General features: G+C 73.2%; 17 protein-coding genes. 7 read left to right on the plus strand and 10 right to left on the minus strand.

The features are described 5' to 3' along the window. Positions 1 to 44: 44 nt before the first annotated feature. Complete coding sequence (ssd, locus tag LC193_RS13485) at positions 45 to 1,163, minus strand: septum site-determining protein Ssd (RefSeq protein ID WP_404819411.1); 1,119 nt, start codon at positions 1,161 to 1,163, stop codon at positions 45 to 47. A 439-nt stretch (positions 1,164 to 1,602) separates the two neighbouring features. Between ssd and LC193_RS13490 the strand changes: the two genes are divergently transcribed. Continuing rightward, positions 1,603 to 2,445 (plus strand): HAD family hydrolase, encoded by an 843-nt coding sequence (locus LC193_RS13490; protein WP_226074328.1) that lies wholly within the window; start codon positions 1,603 to 1,605, stop codon positions 2,443 to 2,445. Positions 2,446 to 2,479: 34 nt separating this feature from the next. On the opposite strand, the gene LC193_RS13495 is transcribed toward LC193_RS13490, so the two are convergent. Continuing rightward, positions 2,480 to 3,328 (minus strand): Fic family protein, encoded by an 849-nt coding sequence (locus tag LC193_RS13495; RefSeq protein WP_226074329.1) that lies wholly within the window; start codon positions 3,326 to 3,328, stop codon positions 2,480 to 2,482. Positions 3,329 to 3,456: 128 nt separating this feature from the next. Between LC193_RS13495 and LC193_RS13500 the strand changes: the two genes are divergently transcribed. Next, positions 3,457 to 4,461, plus strand: a complete 1,005-nt coding sequence (locus tag LC193_RS13500) for an ATP-binding protein (protein WP_226074330.1) — start codon at positions 3,457 to 3,459, stop codon at positions 4,459 to 4,461. A 54-nt stretch (positions 4,462 to 4,515) separates the two neighbouring features. On the opposite strand, the gene LC193_RS13505 is transcribed toward LC193_RS13500, so the two are convergent. After that, positions 4,516 to 5,712, minus strand: coding sequence for a polysaccharide deacetylase family protein (locus LC193_RS13505; protein ID WP_226074331.1), 1,197 nt, complete (start codon positions 5,710 to 5,712; stop codon positions 4,516 to 4,518). Between the two features lie 235 nt (positions 5,713 to 5,947). On the opposite strand from LC193_RS13505, the gene LC193_RS13510 reads away from it, so the two are divergent. The 4 genes from LC193_RS13510 (at position 5,948) to LC193_RS13525 (ending at position 11,950) form a co-directional block, all read left to right on the plus strand. Further along, positions 5,948 to 8,263, plus strand: a complete 2,316-nt coding sequence (locus LC193_RS13510) for a SulP family inorganic anion transporter (protein ID WP_226074332.1) — start codon at positions 5,948 to 5,950, stop codon at positions 8,261 to 8,263. A gap of 177 nt (positions 8,264 to 8,440) precedes the next feature. Continuing rightward, the gene (gene acs / locus LC193_RS13515; protein WP_226074333.1) at positions 8,441 to 10,402 is read left to right on the plus strand and encodes an acetate--CoA ligase; all 1,962 of its coding nucleotides are present in this window, start codon (positions 8,441 to 8,443) and stop codon (positions 10,400 to 10,402) included. 178 nt (positions 10,403 to 10,580) lie between these two features. Continuing rightward, positions 10,581 to 11,018, plus strand: a complete 438-nt coding sequence (locus tag LC193_RS13520; protein WP_086159813.1) for a phage holin family protein — start codon at positions 10,581 to 10,583, stop codon at positions 11,016 to 11,018. After that, positions 11,015 to 11,950, plus strand: coding sequence for an alpha/beta fold hydrolase (locus tag LC193_RS13525; RefSeq protein ID WP_404819412.1), 936 nt, complete (start codon positions 11,015 to 11,017; stop codon positions 11,948 to 11,950). The genes LC193_RS13520 and LC193_RS13525 overlap by 4 nt, the downstream gene beginning before the upstream one ends. A gap of 399 nt (positions 11,951 to 12,349) precedes the next feature. Here the strand turns inward: LC193_RS13525 and LC193_RS13535 are convergent, their stop codons facing one another. The 3 genes from LC193_RS13535 to nth are packed head-to-tail and all read right to left on the minus strand — an operon-like array spanning position 12,350 to position 14,995. Continuing rightward, a complete protein-coding gene (locus LC193_RS13535; RefSeq protein WP_226074335.1) occupies positions 12,350 to 13,549 on the minus strand; it encodes a MarP family serine protease in 1,200 nt (399 codons plus the stop codon). A 13-nt stretch (positions 13,550 to 13,562) separates the two neighbouring features. Beyond that, the gene (locus LC193_RS13540; protein WP_226074336.1) at positions 13,563 to 14,252 is read right to left on the minus strand and encodes an NUDIX hydrolase; all 690 of its coding nucleotides are present in this window, start codon (positions 14,250 to 14,252) and stop codon (positions 13,563 to 13,565) included. Continuing rightward, positions 14,249 to 14,995 carry an endonuclease III gene (nth, locus tag LC193_RS13545; protein ID WP_226078583.1) on the minus strand — a complete coding sequence of 249 codons (747 nt, stop codon included), beginning with the start codon at positions 14,993 to 14,995 and terminating at the stop codon, positions 14,249 to 14,251. Before nth ends, LC193_RS13540 begins: the two co-directional genes overlap by 4 nt. Before the next feature lie 400 nt (positions 14,996 to 15,395). Between nth and LC193_RS13550 the strand changes: the two genes are divergently transcribed. After that, entirely contained in the window at positions 15,396 to 16,070 is a 675-nt protein-coding gene (locus LC193_RS13550; protein ID WP_086159807.1) for a Crp/Fnr family transcriptional regulator, read from the plus strand. 70 nt (positions 16,071 to 16,140) lie between these two features. On the opposite strand, the gene LC193_RS13555 is transcribed toward LC193_RS13550, so the two are convergent. The 4 genes from LC193_RS13555 to LC193_RS13570 all read right to left on the minus strand — a co-directional run bounded on the left by LC193_RS13555 (position 16,141) and on the right by LC193_RS13570 (position 20,454). Continuing rightward, positions 16,141 to 16,929 carry an MBL fold metallo-hydrolase gene (locus LC193_RS13555; RefSeq protein WP_226078584.1) on the minus strand — a complete coding sequence of 263 codons (789 nt, stop codon included), beginning with the start codon at positions 16,927 to 16,929 and terminating at the stop codon, positions 16,141 to 16,143. Positions 16,930 to 17,015: 86 nt separating this feature from the next. Beyond that, complete coding sequence (locus LC193_RS13560) at positions 17,016 to 17,915, minus strand: NUDIX hydrolase (RefSeq protein WP_226074337.1); 900 nt, start codon at positions 17,913 to 17,915, stop codon at positions 17,016 to 17,018. 113 nt (positions 17,916 to 18,028) lie between these two features. Then, positions 18,029 to 18,658: an NADPH-dependent F420 reductase gene (locus LC193_RS13565; protein ID WP_226074338.1), complete on the minus strand. Its 630-nt coding sequence runs from the start codon at positions 18,656 to 18,658 to the stop codon at positions 18,029 to 18,031. Then, entirely contained in the window at positions 18,655 to 20,454 is a 1,800-nt protein-coding gene (locus LC193_RS13570) for a thiamine pyrophosphate-dependent enzyme (RefSeq protein ID WP_226074339.1), read from the minus strand. The genes LC193_RS13565 and LC193_RS13570 overlap by 4 nt, the downstream gene beginning before the upstream one ends. Positions 20,455 to 20,571 lie beyond the last annotated feature (117 nt).

Consider the following 20,571-nt stretch of genomic DNA (forward strand, 5'->3'; position numbering starts at 1 on the left):
CGCGGGCAGGGGTGCCGTGGCGGCCCGGCTTCCGGTCACGGGGCTCATACGGCGGCTCCGGCGGCGGGCAGAGCGCGTTCGAGCAGTGCGGCGCAGAACCTGGCCAGCGCCCCTCTGCCGTCCGTGCCCGGTGGTTCCCCCGCGTCCGCGGCGGCGGGCAGGCCGGGCTCGTCCGGCAGTTCGCCGGCGAGCGGCAGGCCGAGCAGGCGGGCCAGCTCGGCCGGCGCGAGTCCCCCGCCGCCGGCGGGGCGCGCGACGATCCGCAGGTCGCGGACGAGCGCGCCCGCCGTGGCGACCACGCGCTGGGCGCCTGCCGCCGCCCGCAGCTCGCCGGGGACCACCAGGAGCCCGAGGTCGAGCTGGGCGAGCGCCTCGGCCGCCGCCGGGTCGGCGGAGCGCGGCAGGTCGACGACCACGACACCGCCGCGCCTGCGGGCGGCGGTGAGAACGGTGCACATGGCCTCGGCCGGGAGCCTGGCGCTGTCGGCGCGGTCCCAGCTGAGCAGGCTGACGCCGTGGAGCAGCGGCAGCGAGTCCTCAAGCGCGGCTCCTGACAGCCGTCCGCGCGCCGAGACGAACGCGGGCCAGCGGGGGCCCGGTGTCCGCTCACCGCCGAGGAGCATGTCGAGGCCGCCGCCCAGCGGGTCGGCGTCGATGAGTGTGCTCCTGCGTCCCTTGGCCGCCGCGGTGACGGCGAGGCCGCACGCCAGGGAGGACGCCCCGGCGCCGCCGCGCCCGCCGAGGACGCCGATGGTCAGCGCGGGGGGTCCCGGCCGTTCGACGGCGTCCGCGATGCGGTCGGCGAGCCAGGGCTCGTCGGCGGGCAGGTGCAGTACCTGCTCCGCGCCGAGTGCGACGCCGCGCGCCCAGACCGTGTGATCGTCGAGGTCGCGCCCCACCAGCAGCACCCCGGGGCGCCGCCCGGGCCACTGACCGGCCGCGGACAGGGCCGTGGCGCGGTCGTCCCCGACGAGGACGAGCGGCGCGCGCTCCCAGCGGCCCGCCGCCACCGGCGGCCCCGGCGCCACTTCCGCCTGCGCGCCCGCCGCCGCGCACAGCCGCAGCAGGTCGTCGAGAAGGTCCTCGTCCTCCGTGAGAATCAAAATGGATTCGGCCACAGCCGCCCCCTTCGCACTGTGCGTCCGGTCAGTCGCCGAACGCATCGACAGCCACGCCATTCACGGTGCCGCCTCTCGTCGCATTTCGGAGGGCTCAACCAAAATCTGTGGATAACTGCGGGCTTGTGGAAAACTCCGTCACCCGCTCGGGGACGATCGCCGCACGAATACGACGGAGTCACAAGGGGGTTACCTACAGTGAGCGCATGGGGTAGGATGACCGCGCCGGTCGGCTTCCCACAGGCCGGCGGCCGCACCACGCCCGGCGGCGGCGGTCGGGGAGCCACGTGCCCCCGGACATGCGACGACCCCCGCCGGGGGGGAGAGCGGGGGTCGTCTTCCTCGGCCGACTCGGGGGGGGAGGAGTCGGACCGGGTTAGCACGGTCGCGAACGATCCGTGACTTCCATGGTGTACCCGAGTGCCCTCATAGGCAAACCACCGCGCCTCGGCGTACGCCGAATGGCGGGCCTTATGCTCGGGGCGTGGAAATACTCGCCCAGCCGCGTACCGCCGCGTTCTTCGACCTGGACAAGACGGTCATCGCGAAGTCGAGCGCTCTCACCTTCAGCCGGTCGTTCTACCAGGGCGGCCTCATCAACCGGCGCGCCGTGCTGCGTTCCGCCTATGCCCAGTTCGTTTATCTGCTCGGTGCGGCGGACCACGACCAGACCGAGCGGATGCGGGAGTACGTGTCGTCGCTCTGCCGCGGCTGGAACGTGAACCAGGTCAAGGAGATCGTCGCCGAGACGCTCCATGAGGTGATCGATCCGATCATCTACGACGAGGCGGCGTCCCTGATCGAGCAGCACCACGCGGCGGGCAGGGATGTCGTGATCGTCAGCACCTCGGGGGCCGAGGTCGTGGAGCCCATCGGGGAACTGCTGGGCGCGGACCGGGTGGTGGCCACCCGCATGGTCGTCGCGGACGGGTGCTACACGGGCGAGGTCGAGTACTACGCGTACGGCCCGGCGAAGGCGGAGGCCATCGCGGAGCTGGCCGTCTCCGAGGGGTACGACCTGTCACGCTGCTACGCGTACAGCGACTCGGTGACCGACCTCCCGATGCTGGAGGCCGTCGGGCACCCGCATGTCGTCAACCCCGACCGGGCGTTCCGCCGGGAGGCCGTGTCGCGCGAGTGGCCGGTCCTGACGTTCGAACGCCCGGTGCGGCTGAAGCAGCGCCTGCCGGCCCTCGGCATCCCGCCGCGGCCCGCGCTCGCCGCGGGAGCAGCGGTCGCCGCCGCCGCGTGCGCGGCCGGCCTGGTGTGGTGGGCGAGCAAGCGCCGGGCGGCGCGGGTGGGCGGGCCCGGGCTCGGCACCGTATGACGGCCGCGGACCCGCCCCGGCCGCCTCCCGCGGGTCAGGCGGCGCCGCGTTGCAGCGCCTCGCAGACGGCGACCGACTCGCGCGCGCCCAGTTCCACCGCGCGTCCGCAGTGCGCGATCCACCCGGCGACCCCCTCACTCGTTCCGGTGAGATAGCCGCGCAGAGCGGCGAGGTAGGCGGTCCGGCCCTGTTCGGCGTGGCCGACCTCCGCGGGCGTGACGCCCTTCGGGTCGAGCCCCGCGCCGATCAGCACGACGCGCTCCGCCGCGCGCGCCACCAGCGCGTTGCGGGTGCCGAACGGCCGCAGCGCCAGCAACTCGCCGTGCACCACCGCCGCGACCACGAGCGCGGGCGCACGCGACCCGGCACGCACGAGGTTTCCGAGGGCGTCGAGCCGCGCCGCGACCTCCTCCTGCGGGGGCGCGGGCACGTCGAGCCCCGCGAGCCCCGGCTCGCTGACCGGTTCACCCGGCAATCTCGGTCGGCCGACCGTTTCGCGGGGCTCGGCGTCGCCGGCCGCCACCAGGTGCAGTCTGGCCAGGACGCGCAGCGGCGATTCACGCCAGATCGACAGCATGTGTCCCGCTTCCGCGGTGAGGCGCAACGCGGCGCCCACCGTTCTGGCGTCCGGGGAGGCGCCGAAGTCGCTGCGGCGACGCACCTCTTCGAGCGCCCAGTCGGCGCCGTCCAGCGCGGCAGAGCCACGCGCGCCCCGCAACGCGCCCTCCGCGGACACCTCCTGGCTGCGGCGGCGCATCACCCTGTGCCCGTAGACGCCGTCCACCGCCTTCCTGACGGCCTCGACCGCCGCCTCCACACCCGGCAGCGCCGCCAGCCGGGCGAGCGGATCGGCTCCCGCACCGGCGTGCGCGCCGGCGTTCATCGCACATCTTTGTTCGCAGCCATAGCACCGAGCCTAGAGCCGGTCCAGTCCGCGCCCACTACACGTTCGAGTGGACTTCGCCACTGTCCGCACCCGCCCGTTCCTCGGACGCGGCTACGCTAATGAACATGAAGATCGCTTTCGTTGGCAAGGGAGGCAGCGGCAAGACCTCGCTGTCCTCGCTGTTCATCCGGCACGTGGCCGGGCGCGGGGTTCCAGTGACCGCGGTGGACGCCGACATCAACCAGCACCTGGGGGTCGCGCTCGGCCTGGAGGAGGAGCAGGCTGCCGCGGTGCCGCCGCTCGGCGGCCACCTCGCGTTGATCAAGGACTATCTGCGCGGGGACAACCCGCGCATCGGTTCGGCCGATGCGATGATCAAGACGACGCCGCCCGGGGCCGGTTCGCGGCTGGTGCGGCTCGACGACGGCAATCCGGTCTTCGACGCGTGCGCCCGCACGGTGGAGCTGGGCGGGGCCGCGTCCGCACGGCTGCTCGTGACCGGCCCGTTCACCGCCGACGACCTGGGCGTCGCCTGCTACCACTCCAAGACCGGCGCGGTCGAGCTGCTCCTCAACCACCTGGTCGACGGGCGCGACGAGTACGTGGTGGTCGACATGACGGCCGGCAGCGATTCGTTCGCCTCCGGCATGTTCACCCGCTTCGACATGACCTTCCTGGTCGCCGAGCCCACCCGCAAGGGCGTGTCCGTCTACCGGCAGTACCGCGAGTACGCCCGGGACTACGGTGTGGCGCTGCGCGTCATCGGCAACAAGGTGCAGGGCCCCGACGACGTCGCGTTCCTGCGGGCGCAGGTGGGCGACGACCTGCTGGTGACGCTGGGGCACTCGGACTGGGTGCGCGCGCTCGAACGCGGCGAGTCCCGGCCGTTCGAGGCGCTTGAGGAGACCAACCGCCGGGCGCTCGCCGCGTTGCACGCGACGGCGGACGCGGCCTACGAGCGGCGGGACTGGGAGCGCTACACCCAGCAGATGGTGCACTTCCACCTGAAGAACGCCGCGAGCTGGGGCAACGAGCGGACCGGTACCGATCTGGCCGCGCAGGTCGATCCGGCTTTCGTCCTGCGCGAGACGTCAGACGCCGGCCGCGGCGCGAGCCCTCAGCCGGCCTGACCGGCCGCGCCACGGGGCGCGCGCCGGCGACCCGCGCTGCGCGCGCCCGTCGTGTCACGCCGTTCCGCGCTCCCGCAGGAACGCCGCCCAGCCCTTCTCCGGGCGTTCACCGACATCGAGAGACCTCAACCGTTCGAGAACGGCCGGGTCCTGGGCGTCGAGCCAGTCGACGAGTTGCCGGAACGACACGCAGTGCACGTCGTCGCGCGGGCACAGTTCCTTGATCACGTCCTCGACGGCGTTCATGTAGACGCCGCCGTTCCAGTCGTTGAAGTGGTTACCGATGATCAGAGGTGCTCGGTTTCCTGCGTAGGCCCGTTCGAAGGCGGCCAGCAGCCCGTCGCGCATCTCCGCCTCCCCGGCACCGTTGACCATGAAGTTGTAGTCCATGGACAGCGTTTCGAACGTCCGCCCGGGGACAGGCACGGACTGGAGCGGGATGTCCCAGATGCCCTGGCGCTGCTCCGGCCACACCTGGCGGCCGTTGCCGCTTGAGTCGTAGCGGAAGCCCGCCTCCGCGGCGGCCACGAGCAGGTTGTCCTGCCCTTCGAGACATGGCGTTCGGCCACCGATCAATTCCTGGTCATAGTCGAACGGCAGTGGTTCCGCGTCGGCGAATCCAGTCGTTGTCCGCCAGTTCTTGACCATCCACTTGGCCTGCTCGATCTCACTGTGCCAATCCGCGACCGACCAGGTCCCGACGCCGGACGGGCCGCAGAAGTGCCCGTTGAAATGGGTGCCCACTTCGCTGCCGTCGAGCCACGCGGCACGCAGCTGCTCCAGCGTGGCCGCGATGTTCTCGTCCCGCAGGTAGCCGATGTCCGAGGCGCCGGGCGGCTTGCCCGGCGGGTGGTAATCGGTGCGCCGGCTCTCCGGGAGGAGGTAGACCCCGGAGAGGAAGTAGGTCATGTGCGCGTCGTACTCCTTGCCGAGTTCCCGGAAGTGGGAGAACAGGCGGTTGCCGTCCTCGCCCGCGCCGTCCCAGGAGAAGACGACGAACTGCGGCGGCTCCTGCCCCGGCTTGAGCCGTTCGGCCTTCGGCTGGTGCGGTTGCCGGCCGGTGAAGGCGGTCGAGCCGTCGCCGATCAGGCGGACCACCCGCTCCGTGCCGCCGGGCGGCGCCGCCTTCTCCCCCTTGTCCTCCACCGCCGGGCCGTCCTCGCCGCCCGAACACGCCGCGAGGCCCAGTGCCAGCGCGGCGATCACCGCGCCCGTCGCTCTTCTCCCCCGGCCGCCTGGTCCAGCCGCCATCGATCCTCCTGCCGTCCGTGGAACCGTCCGTCGGGTTCTTCATATTTCCCGACAAACGTCCCCTCCGATCGGGAGAGATAGTGGGACGACAAGCTTTTCAGATGACTATTTCCCTCAAAAGGAGTAATTACAGGGCCAATTGAGTCGCTGGACTAGTAGCGAGCTTTACGTGGCATTACTCTCTATTTACTAGCGCTTGAGAGCCGCCATACCGGTCCCATGGACGGAGACGGTTATGTCCGCCCCCCACCGCGCCGATCTGTCCGCCTCGATCTCTGTCTTCCTCATCGCTCTGCCGCTCTCGCTCGGCATCGCCCTCGCCACCGGCGCGCCCTTGCAGGCCGGGCTGGTGGCGGCGGCCGTCGGCGGCATCGTGGCCGGCTCGCTCGGCGGGTCCCACCTGCAAGTGAGCGGCCCGGCCGCCGGGCTCACGGTGATCACCGCCGAGCTGATCCACGAGTACGGGTGGCGCACCACCTGCGCCATCACCGCGCTGGCCGGTCTCACCCAGCTGGGGCTCGCCGCGCTGCGCGTCGCGCGTTCCGCCCTGGTGGTCAGCCCGGCGATCGTGCACGGGATGCTCGCGGGCATCGGCATCACCATCGCCCTGGCCCAGCTGACGATCGTGCTCGGCGGTGCCGCGGAGAGCTCGGCTCTCGAAAACGCCGCGCGGATCCCGGGGTTGCTGGCCGACCCGCATCCGGCCGCCATAGCGGTCAGCCTGGTCAGCGTGGCCGTGCTCCTGCTGTGGCCGCGCCTGCCGGGCCGCGGCGGCGCGAGGGTGCGCAGGGCCGCTCCCGCGGCACTCGCGGCGGTCGCCGCCGCGACCACGCTCGCCTGGGCGGCCGATCTGGACCTGCCCCGGGTGGACCTGCCGGCCTGGAGCAGTCACGCACTGCCCGAGATGCCGGACGGCCCCGTGCTCGGCCTGCTCGCCGCCGTGCTCACCATCACCCTGGTCGCGAGCGTCGAATCGCTGCTCTCCGCGGTGGCGGTCGACAAGCTGGCCGCGGCGCGGCACCGGGCGGGCGGCGTCCGGGTGCCGCGGGCCGACCTCGACCGCGAGCTGCGCGGCCAGGGAGCGGCCAACGTCGTCTCGGGCGTCCTGGGCGGACTGCCCGTCACCGGCGTCGCGGTGCGAAGCTCGGCGAACGTGGCGGCGGGCGCGGTGAGCCGTGCCTCCACGGTGCTGCACGGCTGCTGGGTGCTGATCGCCACCGGACTGCTGGTGGCACTGCTCGAAGTGATCCCGCTGGCCGCGCTGGCCGCCCTGGTGATGGTGGTCGGCGTCCAGATGGTCAACATCACGCACATCCGCAGCGTCACCAAGCACCGGGAGGTGCTGGTGTACGGGGCCACGGCAGGCGGGGTGACCCTGCTCGGCGTGCTGGAGGGCGTGGCGATCGGGGTGGCCGTGTCCGTCGCGGTCGCGCTGCACCGCCTCACCCACACGCGCATCACGCACGAGGTGCTGCCGGACGGCTCCCACCAGGTGCGCGTGCACGGGCAGTTGACGTTCCTGGCCGTGCCCAGGCTGAGCCGGGTGCTCGGCGGGGTCCCCGAGGCCGCCGCGGTGACGGTCGAGCTCGACGGGACGTTCATGGACCACGCGGCCTACGAGTCCTTGCACGACTGGCGCGCGGCGCACGCGGCACAGGGCGCGCCGGTGGAGATCACGGGCCGCGCCGGGCAGCGGATCGGTGCCCCGACGGCCCACGACTGCCGCCCGTGGCAGCCCTGGCACAACCACCAGTGCACGGCAGCGGTGCCCGACGGCGGAACGGCGGGCGCGGGCCCCCGGTCGCACGATCAACTGCTGGGCGGCGTGCGGAACTTCCAGCGCACCACGGCCCCGCTGGTGCGCCGGGAGCTGGCACGGCTCGCGCAGGAGGGGCAACGCCCCGGGCAGCTCTTCCTGACCTGCGCCGACTCCCGGCTGGTCACCAGCATGATCACGTCGAGCGGTCCCGGTGACCTGTTCACCGTGCGGAACGTGGGCAACTTCGTACCGCCACCGGGAGGCGGCTCCACGGACGACTCGGTCGCCGCGGCCATCGAGTACGCCGTGAGCGTGCTGCGCGTTTCCTCCATCACCGTGTGCGGGCACTCCGGTTGCGGGGCGATGCAGGCCCTCAGCACCACGGACGTGTCCCGGCGCGGGGCACCGTCCGCGCAGCCGGGGGCTCCGTCGCCGACCGCGGGCCCCGCGGCGGGCACCGGCGGCGAGGGCCCCCTGGAGCGTTGGCTGCGGCACGGGCGCCCGACGCTCGACCGGCTGGCGCGCCCGCCCGGCGCGGCGCCCCGGATCGACGCGCGCCCGGCCACCGACGCGCTTGAGGTGCTCTGCCTGACCAACGTCGTGCAGCAGCTCGACCACCTCGCAGCGCACGAGTGCGTGGCCCGGCGCCTGGCGGAGGGGAAGCTGGCCCTGCGCGGCATGTACTTCCACGTGGGTGAGGCGCAGGCTTACGTGCTGAGCGGGATGGACGGGCAGGCACCGGTGTTCACGGCGGTGCGGCCCGATGTCGGTTCCGGCCTGCTGACCGGCTGACCCGTGACCGTCGAGCGGCCGTCCGGCGCGCGTCCGGCGCCGCGGCGGCCCGCTCACCGCGGCGTGCGGCCGTTCACCGCAATAGGTCTACACCAGTTGCCTCGTTGCCCTTGTCAAAGCGGCGAACGGACTGATGAGGTGTGCCGTGGGACACAGCCGACGCCGCGAGGAGATGCCGTGAGCAACGAAAGTCTGGCCAACCTCATGACGGAGACGCGGAAGTTCGCGCCGCCGGCCGAGGTGGCCGCCGATGCCAATGTCACCGCCGCGGCGTACGAGGCCGCCGCCGAGGACCGGCTGGCCTTCTGGGCCGAGCAGGCCCGCCGGCTGAGCTGGGAGACGGCGCCGGACCAGACCCTCGACTGGTCGAACCCGCCCTTCGCCAAGTGGTTCGCCGACGGCCGGCTGAACGTCGCGTACAACTGCGTGGACCGGCACGTCGAGGCAGGCCACGGCGACCGGGTCGCCATCCACTTCGAGGGCGAGCCGGGCGACTCGCGGGCGATCACCTACGCCGAGCTGCGCCGCGAGGTGTCCCGGGCCGCCCACGCCCTCACGGAGCTGGGCGTCGCGACCGGCGACCGGGTCGCCATCTACATGCCGATGCTGCCCGAGACGGTGATCGCGATGCTCGCGTGCGCGCGGATCGGCGCGCCGCACTCGGTGGTGTTCGGGGCGTTCTCCGCCGACGCCCTCGCCGCCCGCATCGAGGACGCGGACGCCCGCGTCGTCATCACCGCAGACGGCGGCTACCGCCGCGGGGCGCCCTCGGCGCTCAAGCCCGCGGTGGACGAGGCCCTGACCCGCCCGGGCGCCGCCAACGTGCGCAACGTGCTCGTCGTCCGGCGCACCGGCCAGGACGTTGCGTGGACCGAGGGCCGGGACGTGTGGTGGCACGAGCTGACGGAGCGCCAGCCGGAGGAGCACACGCCGGAGGCGTTCGACGCCGAGCACCCGCTGTTCATCCTCTACACCTCGGGCACCACGGGCCGCCCCAAGGGCATCCTGCACACCTCGGGCGGCTACCTCACCCAGGTCTCCTACACCCACCACGCGGTGTTCGACCTCAAGCCCGAGACGGACGTGTTCTGGTGCACGGCCGACGTCGGCTGGGTCACGGGGCACTCGTACATCGTCTACGGCCCCCTGTCCAACGGCGCCACCCAGGTCCTCTACGAGGGCACGCCGAACACCCCGCACAACGGCCGCTGGTGGGAGATCGTACAGAAGTACGGGGTCACCATCCTGTACACCGCGCCCACGGCGATCCGCACCTGCATGAAGTGGGGCGACGACGTGCCCGCCGCGTTCAACCTGGAGAGCCTGCGCATCCTCGGTTCCGTCGGCGAGCCGATCAACCCCGAGGCGTGGATCTGGTACCGCAAGCACATCGGCGGCGACCGCACCCCGGTGGTCGACACGTGGTGGCAGACGGAGACCGGCGGCATCATGATCAGCCCGCTCCCCGGCGTGACCGCCGCCAAGCCGGGCGCGGCGCAGGTTCCGCTGCCCGGCATCGCCGCCACGGTCGTCGACGACGACGGGAACGAGGTGGCGAACGGCTCGGGCGGCTACCTGGCCCTGACCGAGCCCTGGCCCTCGATGCTGCGCACGATCTGGGGCGATGACCAGCGTTACATCGACACCTACTGGTCGCGGTTCCCCGGCGTGTACTTCGCCGGCGACGGCGCGAAGAAGGACACCGAGGGCGACATCTGGCTGCTGGGCCGCGTCGACGACGTGATGCTGGTGTCGGGCCACAACATCTCGACGACCGAGGTCGAGTCGGCCCTGGTCTCCCACCCGCGGATCGCGGAGGCCGCGGTCGTCGGCGCCACGGACCCGCAGACGACGCAGGCGATCTGCGCGTTCGTGATCCTGCGCGGCGGGGCCGCGGAGGAGGAGGGCCTGGTCGAGGAGCTGCGCGCGCACGTCGCCAAGGAGCTGGGCCCGATCGCGAAGCCGAAGCGCATCCTGCCGGTGGACGAGCTGCCCAAGACCCGGTCGGGCAAGATCATGCGCCGCCTGCTGCGCGACGTCGCGGAGAACCGTGAGCTCGGCGACGTCACGACCCTCACCGACTCGACGGTGATGGAGCTGATCCAGAGCAAGCTGCCGACGGCGTCGAGCGAGGACTGACCCGCTCGCGCGACCGTCGACCACAGGGGCGCCCGGCCTGCCGCCGGGCGCCCCTATACCATTTGCGACATCACTCCCCAGAGCGACGGCGAGGTGTCGCCAACTGACGCCTCACCACCGCAGCACTACTGTCACGTGCACTGACATCCGCCCCGGGAGAAAGAAGAGGGAGAACGCGATGAGCGCAGCCGAAGAGGGCCGCAGCCTCGGGGAGCTGGTCGCCTCGGCCACCGCCGAGCTGTCCGGTCTGGTGCACGACGAGATCGCACTGGCCAAGGCCGAGATGCGGCAGGACGCCAAGAAGGCGGTGCTCGGCAGCACCGCGGGCATGGTCGCGGCGTTCCTCGCCCTCTTCGCGGTGCCGCTGTTCAGCTTCGCCCTGGCGTTCTGGCTGCGCAACTGGTGGGACATCCCGCTCGCCCTGGCCTGCACGATCGTCGGCGGCCTGTACGTGGTCCTCGCGCTGGTGCTGGTGCTGCTGGCGAAGCGCAAGCTCGGCGGCGTCTCCAAGCCGGAGCGGTCCATGCGGTCCGTCAAGGAATCGGCGGCCGTGCTCTCCAGCGTCAAACCCCACCCGCGCCGCGCGCCCGCGGACCAGGCGGGCCCGTCCGCATGACCACCGCCGACCAGGCCGGGATGCGGTCCTCGGTCATCCTGCGGGACGGCCCCTGGACCCATCGCGACGTCGCCGCCAACGGGGCCAGGTTCCACATCGCGGAGTTGGGCGAGGGCCCGCTGGTACTGCTGCTGCACGGCTTCCCGCAGTTCTGGTGGACCTGGCGGCACCAACTGACCGCGCTGGCCGGCGCCGGGTTCCGCGCCGTCGCCATGGACCTGCGCGGCGTGGGCGGCAGCGACCGGACGCCCCGCGGCTACGACCCGGCGAACCTGGCGCTCGACGTCACCGGCGTCATCCGTTCGCTCGGGGAGCCGGACGCCGCGCTGGTCGGCCACGACCTCGGCGGGTACCTCGCGTGGACGGCGTCGGTGATGCGGCCCAAGCTGGTGCGGCGGCTCGCGGTCGCTTCCATGCCGCATCCGCGGAACTGGCGTTCCGCCCTGCTCCGCGACCCGAGGCAGACCGCGGCCAGTTCGTACATCTGGGGCTTCCAGCGGCCGTGGCTGCCGGAACGGCAGCTCGTCGCCAATGACGCCGAGGCGGTGGAACGCCTGCTGCGCGACTGGTCGGGACCGCGCCAGCCCGAGGACGAGGACATCGCCGTCTACCGCCGGGCCATGGTCATCCCCTCCACCGCGCACTGCGCGGTGGAGCCGTACCGCTGGCTGGTCCGGTCCCTGGTCCGGCCGGACGGCGTCCTGTTCAACCGCCGGATGAAGCGCCCCGTGCTGGTGCCGACGCTTCACCTGCACGGCTCGCTCGACCCGGTGATGCGCACCCGCAGCGCGGCCGGCTCGGGCGAGTACGTCGAGGCCCCCTACCGGTGGCGCCTCTTCGACGGGCTCGGCCACTTCCCGCACGAGGAGGACCCGGCCGCGTTCAGCACCGAGCTGATCGACTGGCTGCGGGACCCGGAGCCCGATCGCTGAACCGGGCCCGCGACGCGCCCCGCGACGCCCGTTCGCGCCCCCTTTCCCGCGGGTCGGCCAGGAGCCGGGCAGCGCGCCGCAGCATGTGCCGGACGCATACGCCCACCGACTTCGCGCGGGGGAGGTTACTGACCTTCCCGTCCGGGCAGGGACGGAAGTATGGGCTGGACGCACGACTACCGTGACGTGGCACGTGATCGAAGCGGCAATGGAGCCGCCACCCAGGCGCAGAGCGCCGTGCGGCGGGTCCAGGGCGGCACGATGGAGGATCCGCCGATCGGGTTTCCGGATATTCTGCGCCGACGTGCGCGCTGGGTGAGCGCGCGGTTGCGGCACCCCAGAAGCTGAGCCGGGCCGGGACGAACGGGCCCGTTTCCCCGTCGTCCGTGACCGACTCGTTCACATCGCGCAGCCCTGGCTGTCGACCGTTTCGTCGGCGGCCCGGCCGCGCGTGACCGTCTCGCGGACCTCGTCCGCGGTGAGCGCGTACCCGGTGTGCTTGTCGTCGAGCGACTTGGCGAACACGACGCCGAACACCTCGCCGTCGGGCGTGAGCAGCGGGCCGCCGGAGTTGCCCGGCCGGACCGTGGCGTGCAGCGAGTACACGTCACGGCTGACCTCGCCGCGCCGGTAGATGTCGGGCCCGTCGGCCTGGAAGCGTTCCCTCACCCGGGCGGCCCCCGCGTCGAACGGGCCGCTCTCGGGGAAGCCCGCGACGACGGCGCCGTCGCCGGTGATCGCGTCCCCCTCGCTGAACTTGAGCGGCGGGGCCGTAAGCCCCGGCACGTCGAGGACGGCCACGTCCCGCTCCCAGTCGTAGAGGACGACGCGAGCGGTGTGCAGCCGGCCCTCGCCGCCGACCTGCACGGTCGGTTCGGCGACGCCGCCCACGACGTGCGCGTTCGTCATCACCCTGCCGCGGGAGAACACGAAGCCCGTGCCCTCAAGCACCTTTCCGCAGCCGGACGCGGTGCCGACGACCTTCACGATGGAACGCCTGGCCTCGGCGACGGCGGGGCGCTGCGCGAGCGACGGGTCCGGGCGCGGTACGTCCGTGATGGGCTCGGCGGTGAACGGGGAGAACACCTGCGGGAAGCCGTGCTGCGCCAGGACGGAACTGAAGCCGCGGAACCAGGTGTTCGCGCTGTCCGGCACCACCCGGGACACGCCGAGCAGCACCCGCGAGTCGCGCACCTCGCGGCCCACGGTGCCCAGCGTGGTCATGGCGAGCGCGGACCCGAGCAGCCAGGCGACCAGGAGCATCGCGAACACGTTGATCAGCGCGCCGCCGGTGGCGTCCAGGGCGCGCGCCGGCGTCCACGTGATGTGACGGCGCAGCCGGTTGCCGAGGACGGTCGTCAGCGCCTGTCCGACCGTGGCGCACAGGATGACGACGACCACGGCGGCGATGACCCCGGCCTGTCCCGGTTCGGCCTCGTCGCTCAGCTCGCGCCAGGCCACCGGCAGTCCGTGGACGGCGAGCAGTCCGCCGCTGATGAAGCCCGTGACGGAGAGCACCCCGACGACGAAGCCCTGGCGGTAGCCGATGAGGGCGAACCACGCGGCGGCGAGCAGCAGCAGGACGTCGAGCGCGTTCATGCCCGTTACGGTCTCACGCCTTGTGGTCGAGTGATATCTCCCGGTCGTGGTCCCAGGGCTGCTCCCAGCCGGCGAAGTGCAGTACGCGGTCGATCACCCCGGCCGTGAAGCCCCACACCAGGGTCTCGGCGACCTCGAAGCACGGCCCGCGGTAGCCGCTGGGATGCACCGCGACGGCCCGCCGCCGCCGGTCGGCCAGCTCGGCCACCGGAACGGTGAACACCCGCGCGGTCTCCCTCGGGTCGACGGGCGCGACCGGCGAGGGCTCGCGCCACCACCCGAGCACAGGCGACACCACGAAGCCGCTGACGGGTATGTACAGGCGCGGCAGCGTGGCGAACACCTGCACCCCCGCCGGGTCGAGACCGGTCTCCTCCTCCGCCTCGCGCAACGCCGCGCGCAGCGGGCCTTCCCCCTCCGGGTCCCCGTCCTCCGGGTCGAGCGAACCGCCGGGGAAGGACGCCTGCCCGGCGTGCTCGCGCAGACTGGAGGCGCGTTCGAGCAGCAGCAGCTCCGGGCCGCGCGCGCCCTCGCCGAACAGCACCAGCACCGCCGACGGCCGGCCGCCGATCGCGGGCGGCAGGAACGTGCTGAGCTGCCCCGCCGTGACCGTGCGGGCGGCGTCGGCCAGCGGCCGCAGCCAGCGCGGCAGCTCCGGCGCGCCCGTTCCGTCGGGCCCCGCGGCCCGGTGGACGCTGGTCATGCCGCGTCCAGCGGTGCGGCGGCCCGGCCTGGGTAGTCCGCCGGCGGTTTCAGGCGCTGCCCCGGCTTGCCGCCCATCTCGTACTTCAGCAGCGCGCGCGCCTTCTCCGGGTCCGTCTCCCCCTCGCCGTAGGAGGGGCACAGAGGTGCGATGGGGCACGCCCCGCACGCCGGCTTACGGCTGTGGCAGATCCGCCGCCCGTGGAAGATGACCCGGTGCGAGAGCATCGTCCAGTCCTTCTTCGGGAAGATCTCGGCGACCTCGGCCTCGATCTTGTCCGGGTCCTTCTGCTCCGTCCAGCGCCAGCGCCTCACCAGGCGCTGGAAGTGCGTGTCGACAGTGATTCCCGGCCTGCCGAACGCGTTGCCGAGGACGACGTGCGCGGTCTTGCGGCCCACACCGGGCAGCGACACCAGGTCCTCAAGGCGCCCGGGCACCTCGCCCCCGAAGCGGTCGCGCAGGGCGGCCGACAGGCCGAGCAGTGCCTTCGCCTTGCTGCGGAAGAAGCCGGTGGGCCGGATGATCTCCTCAAGCCGGGCCGGGTCGGCCGCGGCCAAGTCCTCGGGCGTGGGGTAGGCGGCGAAGAGGGCCGGGGTGGTCTGGTTCACGCGCAGGTCGGTGGTCTGGGCGGACAGCACCGTGGCCACCAGCAGCTCGAACGGATTCTCGAAATCCAGCTCGGGGTGGGCGTAGTAGTACACCTCACCGAGCTCGCGGTTGATCCTGCGGGCCCGGCGCACCATGGCGAGCCGGCTCTCCGGCTTCCGGCCGCCACCGGAGCCCTGTTCGCTCTCAGCGGAACCCTGGGTAGCGCTCACCCGTCCGGTCCTCCCGTTCTCACGTGCCGCGCGCGGGCGTCCCGCCGCGCGCCATGGGGTCGTTGACCACCCGGCCAGCCTAAACGGCGGCACGGACATCCGCCCGGCGCTCCGCGCAATCGACCGCCGACGCGCCCCCTGGGTGGGCCCCGCTGTCCCGGTACGTCAAACTTGTGACTGATAGCACTGCCGAGGCGTCCGGCATCATGAGGGACGTCCGGTCGCCCGGCCGGCACCCGACCGGCCGCCAACCGCAACACGGCCGACACCGCTCCGGCCGACGACCGCACTGGCCGACCGCACTGGCCGACAAGGAGAGGAACTCGTGGACGACGTTCTCCGGCGCGCCCCGCTGTTCGCCGCGCTCGACGACGAGCAGGCCGCCGAGCTGCGCGCTTCCATGGCCGAGGTCACCCTCGCCCGCGGCGACACCCTCTTCCACGAGGGAGACCCGGGGGACCGCCTCTATGTCGTCACCGACGGCAAGGTCAAGCTCCACCGCACGTCCCCCGACGGCCGCGAGAACATGCTGGCCGTGCTCGGCCCCGGCGAGCTGATCGGCGAGCTGTCCCTGTTCGACCCCGGCCCCCGCACCGCGACCGCGACCGCCGTCACCGAGGTGAGGCTGCTCGGCCTCGGCCACGGCGACCTCCAGCCCTGGCTCAGCGCGCGCCCCGAGGTGGCCGCCGCGCTGCTGCGCGCCGTGGCCCGCAGGCTGCGGCGCACCAACGACCAGATGTCCGACCTCGTCTTCTCCGACGTGCCCGGCCGCGTGGCGCGGGCCCTGCTCGACCTGTCCCGCCGCTTCGGCGTGCAGTCGGAGGAGGGCATCCACGTCGTGCACGACCTCACGCAGGAGGAGCTGGCCCAGCTGGTCGGCGCCTCGCGCGAGACGGTCAACAAGGCACTGGCCGACTTCGCCGCCCGCGGCTGGCTGCGCCTTGAGGCCCGCGCGGTCATCCTCCTCGACATCGAACGGCTCGCCCGCCGCTCCCGCTGACCCGCCCCCCGCCGGTCGCCTGGGCCCTGCCGCTCCGGGCGGCGGCGCGGTGCGGCGGCGGAACGGCGCGTTACATCAGCCCGCGTTCCAGCAGGTAGTCGAGCTGCGCGCGCACCGAGAGCTCGGCAGCCGGCCAGACCGCGCGGTCGACGTCCGCGTACACGTGCGCGACGATCTCCGCCGGCGTGCGGTGGCCGCTCTCCAGCGCGGTCTCGACCTGCGCGAGCCGGCGCGCGCGATGCACGAGGTAGTGGTCGAGCGCGCTCTGCGCGTCCCGCAGCACGGGCCCGTGCCCCGGAAGCACGGTGCGGACGCCGTCGTCCACGGTCAGCGACCGCAGCCTGCGCAACGAGTCCAGGTAGTCGCCGAGCCGCCCGTCCGGGTGTGCGACGACCGTGCTGCCCCGGCCGAGCACCGTGTCCCCGGTCAGCACGGCGGCGTCCGCCACCAGCTGGAACGACAGCGAGTCGGACGTGTGCCCGGGGGTCGGGACCACCCGCAGTTCGAGCCCGCCCGTGGTGATCACGTCACCGGCGCCGAGCCCCTCGTCCCCGAGCCGCAGGCGGGGGTCGAGGGCGCGCACCGGCGACCCGGTCAGCTCCGCGAACCGGGCCGCGCCGTCGGCGTGGTCGGGATGCCCGTGGGTCAGCAGGGTCAGCGCGACCCGCCGCCCGGAGCGTTCGACGGCTTCGAGCACGCGCCGCAGGTGCCCCTCGTCCTCCGGGCCCGGGTCGACGACCACGGCCGCCCGGGCGTCCGGTTCCGCGAGTATCCAGGTGTTCGTGCCGTCGAGCGTCATCGGCGACGGGTTGGGGGCCAGCACGCACGCGGCCCGTTCCGTCACGGCGCCCTCGATCACACCGGCCTCGGGGGCGCCCGGCTCCCCCGCGGTCGCCGGCGTGCCCGCGGGTCCTTGCGCGCCGCCGCGCGGCGCGGACGTGTCGTTCACCGGTTCTGCCCCCTGTTGTCGACCGCCGTCCCCCGTCTTTCGAATTCCTCGTACCCCGGCCAGCTCAGCACAACGTCGCGCCCTTCCACGCGCGCCCGCGCCATGACCGGCGTGACCTCGCGTCCGCGCGCCGCTGCGAGCGCTGCCGCGACCGTGGGGAACGCGGCGAGGTCGCGCAGGGTGGTGATGGTCGGCGGCAGCATGGGGAGTTCGCCTCGCTCGTAGCCGGCCACCGCGTCCGCCGGCCGCAGCCACAGGACGCGGTCGGCCTCGGTCGAGGCGTTCCTGGTCCGCTGGCCGGCCGGCATGGCGGCGAGGAAGAAGTGCGTGTCGTACCGCCGCTCCTCGAACTCCGGCGTGATCCAGCGGGCCCAGTGCCCGAGCAGGTCGGGGCGCACCACCAGGCCGCGGCGGGCCAGGAAGGTGCCGAACGCGAGCCGGCCGCTCACCAGGTCCGCCCGGTCCGCCTCCCAGTCCTGGCCGGTGACGTCCGTGACGAGCCGGTCGGGGGTCGGGCCGGCGAGCAGCACCCCGGCTTCCTCGAACGTCTCCCGCACGGCGGCGAGGACCAGTGCCTCGTCGGCGCCCCCGTCCGCCTCGGCGCCGCCCTCCCCGTCGGGGCCGGCGGGGGCCGGGCCGGGCGGGCGTGCCGTGCGGCCCGGGGCGCCGTCCCGCGAGTCGACCGCCCCGCCCGGGTAGGCGTACGCCCCCGCGGCGAAGGACATGGAAGCGCGCCGGCGCAACAGGAACACCTCAAGCACCCCTTCCGTGCCGTCCCGCACCAGCATCACGGTCGCGGCCCGGCGCGGTGGGACGGGGGTCAACTCGCCCCGGGCGATCGCCCGGACGCGGTCGGGCCAGTTCGCGGGGAACCATTGGCCTCCGGTTGCTGCCATGCCCGGGATGCTACGGCCCCGGCCGCCGTCGCGACACCGTCCCCGGCCCCGGTCGTCTCCGTGGGCACGGCCTCCGGCGCGCGCCCCGGCGTTCACCCGGCTTGGGCGCCGGGTCACGCCCCTGTGCGCAGCAGGGTGGTCAGTTCCCCGGCCGGCAGCTCGGTCACGCACACGCGCCTGCCCGGTTCGTGCCTGCGCCCGCCGGCGGCGAGCCCACCGGCGTCCACCGGATCGAAGCCGACGGCGTGCACCAGGCCGCAGACCAACGCCTTCGCCTCCGCGTCGTCGCCCGACACCGGAAGGGCGAGGCGGTCCGGGTCGCCCGGCGGACGCGCCCGGTCGCGGAGGTTCGCGGCGAAGGACACGTTGAACGTCTTGATCAGGCGTGACTGCGTGAACGACTGGATTTTTTCGCTCGATGTCGTCGTTCCGTCGTCCAGGTCCGGATCGTGACCATCACGCCGGGGAAGGTAGTTGCAGGTGTCGATGACGACCTTGCCGCCCAACGCGTCGGCCGGCAGCTCCCGGTACCTGCCCCAGGGCACGCTCACGACGACCACGTCCCCGAACGCCGCCGCCTGGGCGGCCGTTCCCGCCCGCGTCGCGCCGCCGATGTCCGCGACCAGGCCGGACAGCGTCCGCGGGTCGCGCGAGTTGGCGACGAGCACTTCGTGACCGAGCCCCGTGAAGAACCGGGCGAGCGTGCCGCCGACCTGCCCCGCGCCGACACAGCCGATCCTCACTCCCTGGCTCCCCGCTTCCGGCCCCGACCCGCCTTGCCGAACTGCTGGATCCGGTCCTTCGCGAGCGTCGTGGCGATGGTCGCCCGGCGCGGCTGCCCCTTCGCGAACGCCTCGGCGAACTTCTTCGCCTGCTTGTACCGCACCTGCCCCGGCATCGGCGGCTCGTCCGGGTCGACATCGACGTCCACCAGCGCGGGCCCCTTGTGCCGCAGCGCCTCCTTGAGCGCCCTGGCGACGTCCTTGCCCCGCGAGACCTTCGCCCCGAACGCGCCGCAGGCCCGCGCCCAGGCCGCGAAGTCCGCGACCGGCTCCCGGTACCGCACGCCGTGCTCGGGGTAGCCGAGCACCATCTGCTCCCACAGGATCTGACCGAGCGAGTTGTTGTTGTTGATCACGACGGTGACCGGCAGCTTCGCCTGCACGGCGGTGAGGAAGTCCGCCATCAGCATCGAGAACCCGCCGTCACCGACATACGCGATCACCTGCCGGCCGGGGAACGCGTGCTGCATCGCGATGGCGTACGGCAGCCCGGGCGCCATTGTCGCGAGGTTGCCCGACAGGAAGAACTGCCGGTCGCCGCGGATCGTCCAGTGCCGGGCGGCCCACGTGGCGATCGTTCCGCTGTCGCAGGTCAGGATGGCGTCGTCCGCCGCCAGCTCGTCCAGCGCGCCCACCACGTACTGCGGCGCCACCGGGTGGCGCCGCGGCTCCTCAAGCGCCGCCATGTCCCGGCGCCAGCGTTCCATCGCCTTCCGGTACTTGGCGAGGTGTGCGCGGTCCCGCTTCCGGTCGAGCAGCGGCAGCAGCGCGGCGAGGCCCGCCTTCGCGTCCCCGATCACCGGTACCTCGGTCGGCATGCGCACCCCGGCACGCGCCGCGTCCGCCTCGATCTGCACGGTCCGGACCCGGGCCGGGTCCGGCAGGTGCTCGGTGTACGGAAAGTTGGTACCGACCATGAGCAACGTGTCGCACTCATCGATCAGTTGCTCACCCGGCCGGGTGCCCAGCAGCCCGATCCCGCCGACGGCGAACGGCGAGTCGTCCGGGATGACGGCCTTGCCCGGCAGTGTCTTGATCACCGGCGCCCCCAGCACGTCGGCGACGGCGAGCACCTCGTCCCGCGCGCCCAGCGCGCCCGCCCCGGCGAGCACCGCCACCCTGCGCCCGGCGTTCAGCACCTCGGCCGCGGCGAGCAGATCCGCCTCGCGCGGGACTCCCGGCGGCGCCAGGTACACCGGCGAGGACACCGGCGGCCTGGCCGGCACGACGTGCTGCCACGGATCGGCGTCCGCGTCGGCCACCTGGATGTCGTTGGGCACCGACAGGTGCGCCACGCCGCGCCGGGCGAGCGCGGCGCGCACCGCGATGTCGACGACCCCGGGCAACTGCGCCGGGTTGCCGACGACCAGGTTGTACGCGGCCACGTCCTGGAAGAGGTGTTCGAGGTGCACCTCCTGCTGGTAGCCCGTGCCGAGCACGGCCGTCTCCTGCGTACCGGTGACCGCGAGCACGGGCACGTGATCCATCTTCGCGTCGTACAGCCCGTTGAGCAGGTGGATCGCCCCGGGCCCCGACGTCGCGAAGCACACGCCGAGCCGACCGGTCGCCTTGGCATAGCCGGTCGCCATGAAGGCGGCGGCCTCCTCGTGCCGCACGAGGATGAAGCGCACGCGGCGGCGGGCGCGCCGCAGCCCCTCCATGAGTCCGTTGATCCCGTCCCCCGGCAGGCCGAACACGGTGTCGACCCCCCAGTCGGCGAGCCGGTCCACCAGTGCTTCCGCAGCGATACGTCCCATATGCCCACCCAACGTTCCGCACTCGCACGCCGCAACAGCAGCTAGCCCGGCCGATGCGGACGCGTTCCGTGCCGACGGACGCCGTCGCCGGGACCACGCGCGGCACGGAGGCACTGT

This window comes from Streptomyces marincola, assembly GCF_020410765.1.
In the GTDB taxonomy this organism is placed as follows: domain Bacteria; phylum Actinomycetota; class Actinomycetes; order Streptomycetales; family Streptomycetaceae; genus Streptomyces; species Streptomyces marincola.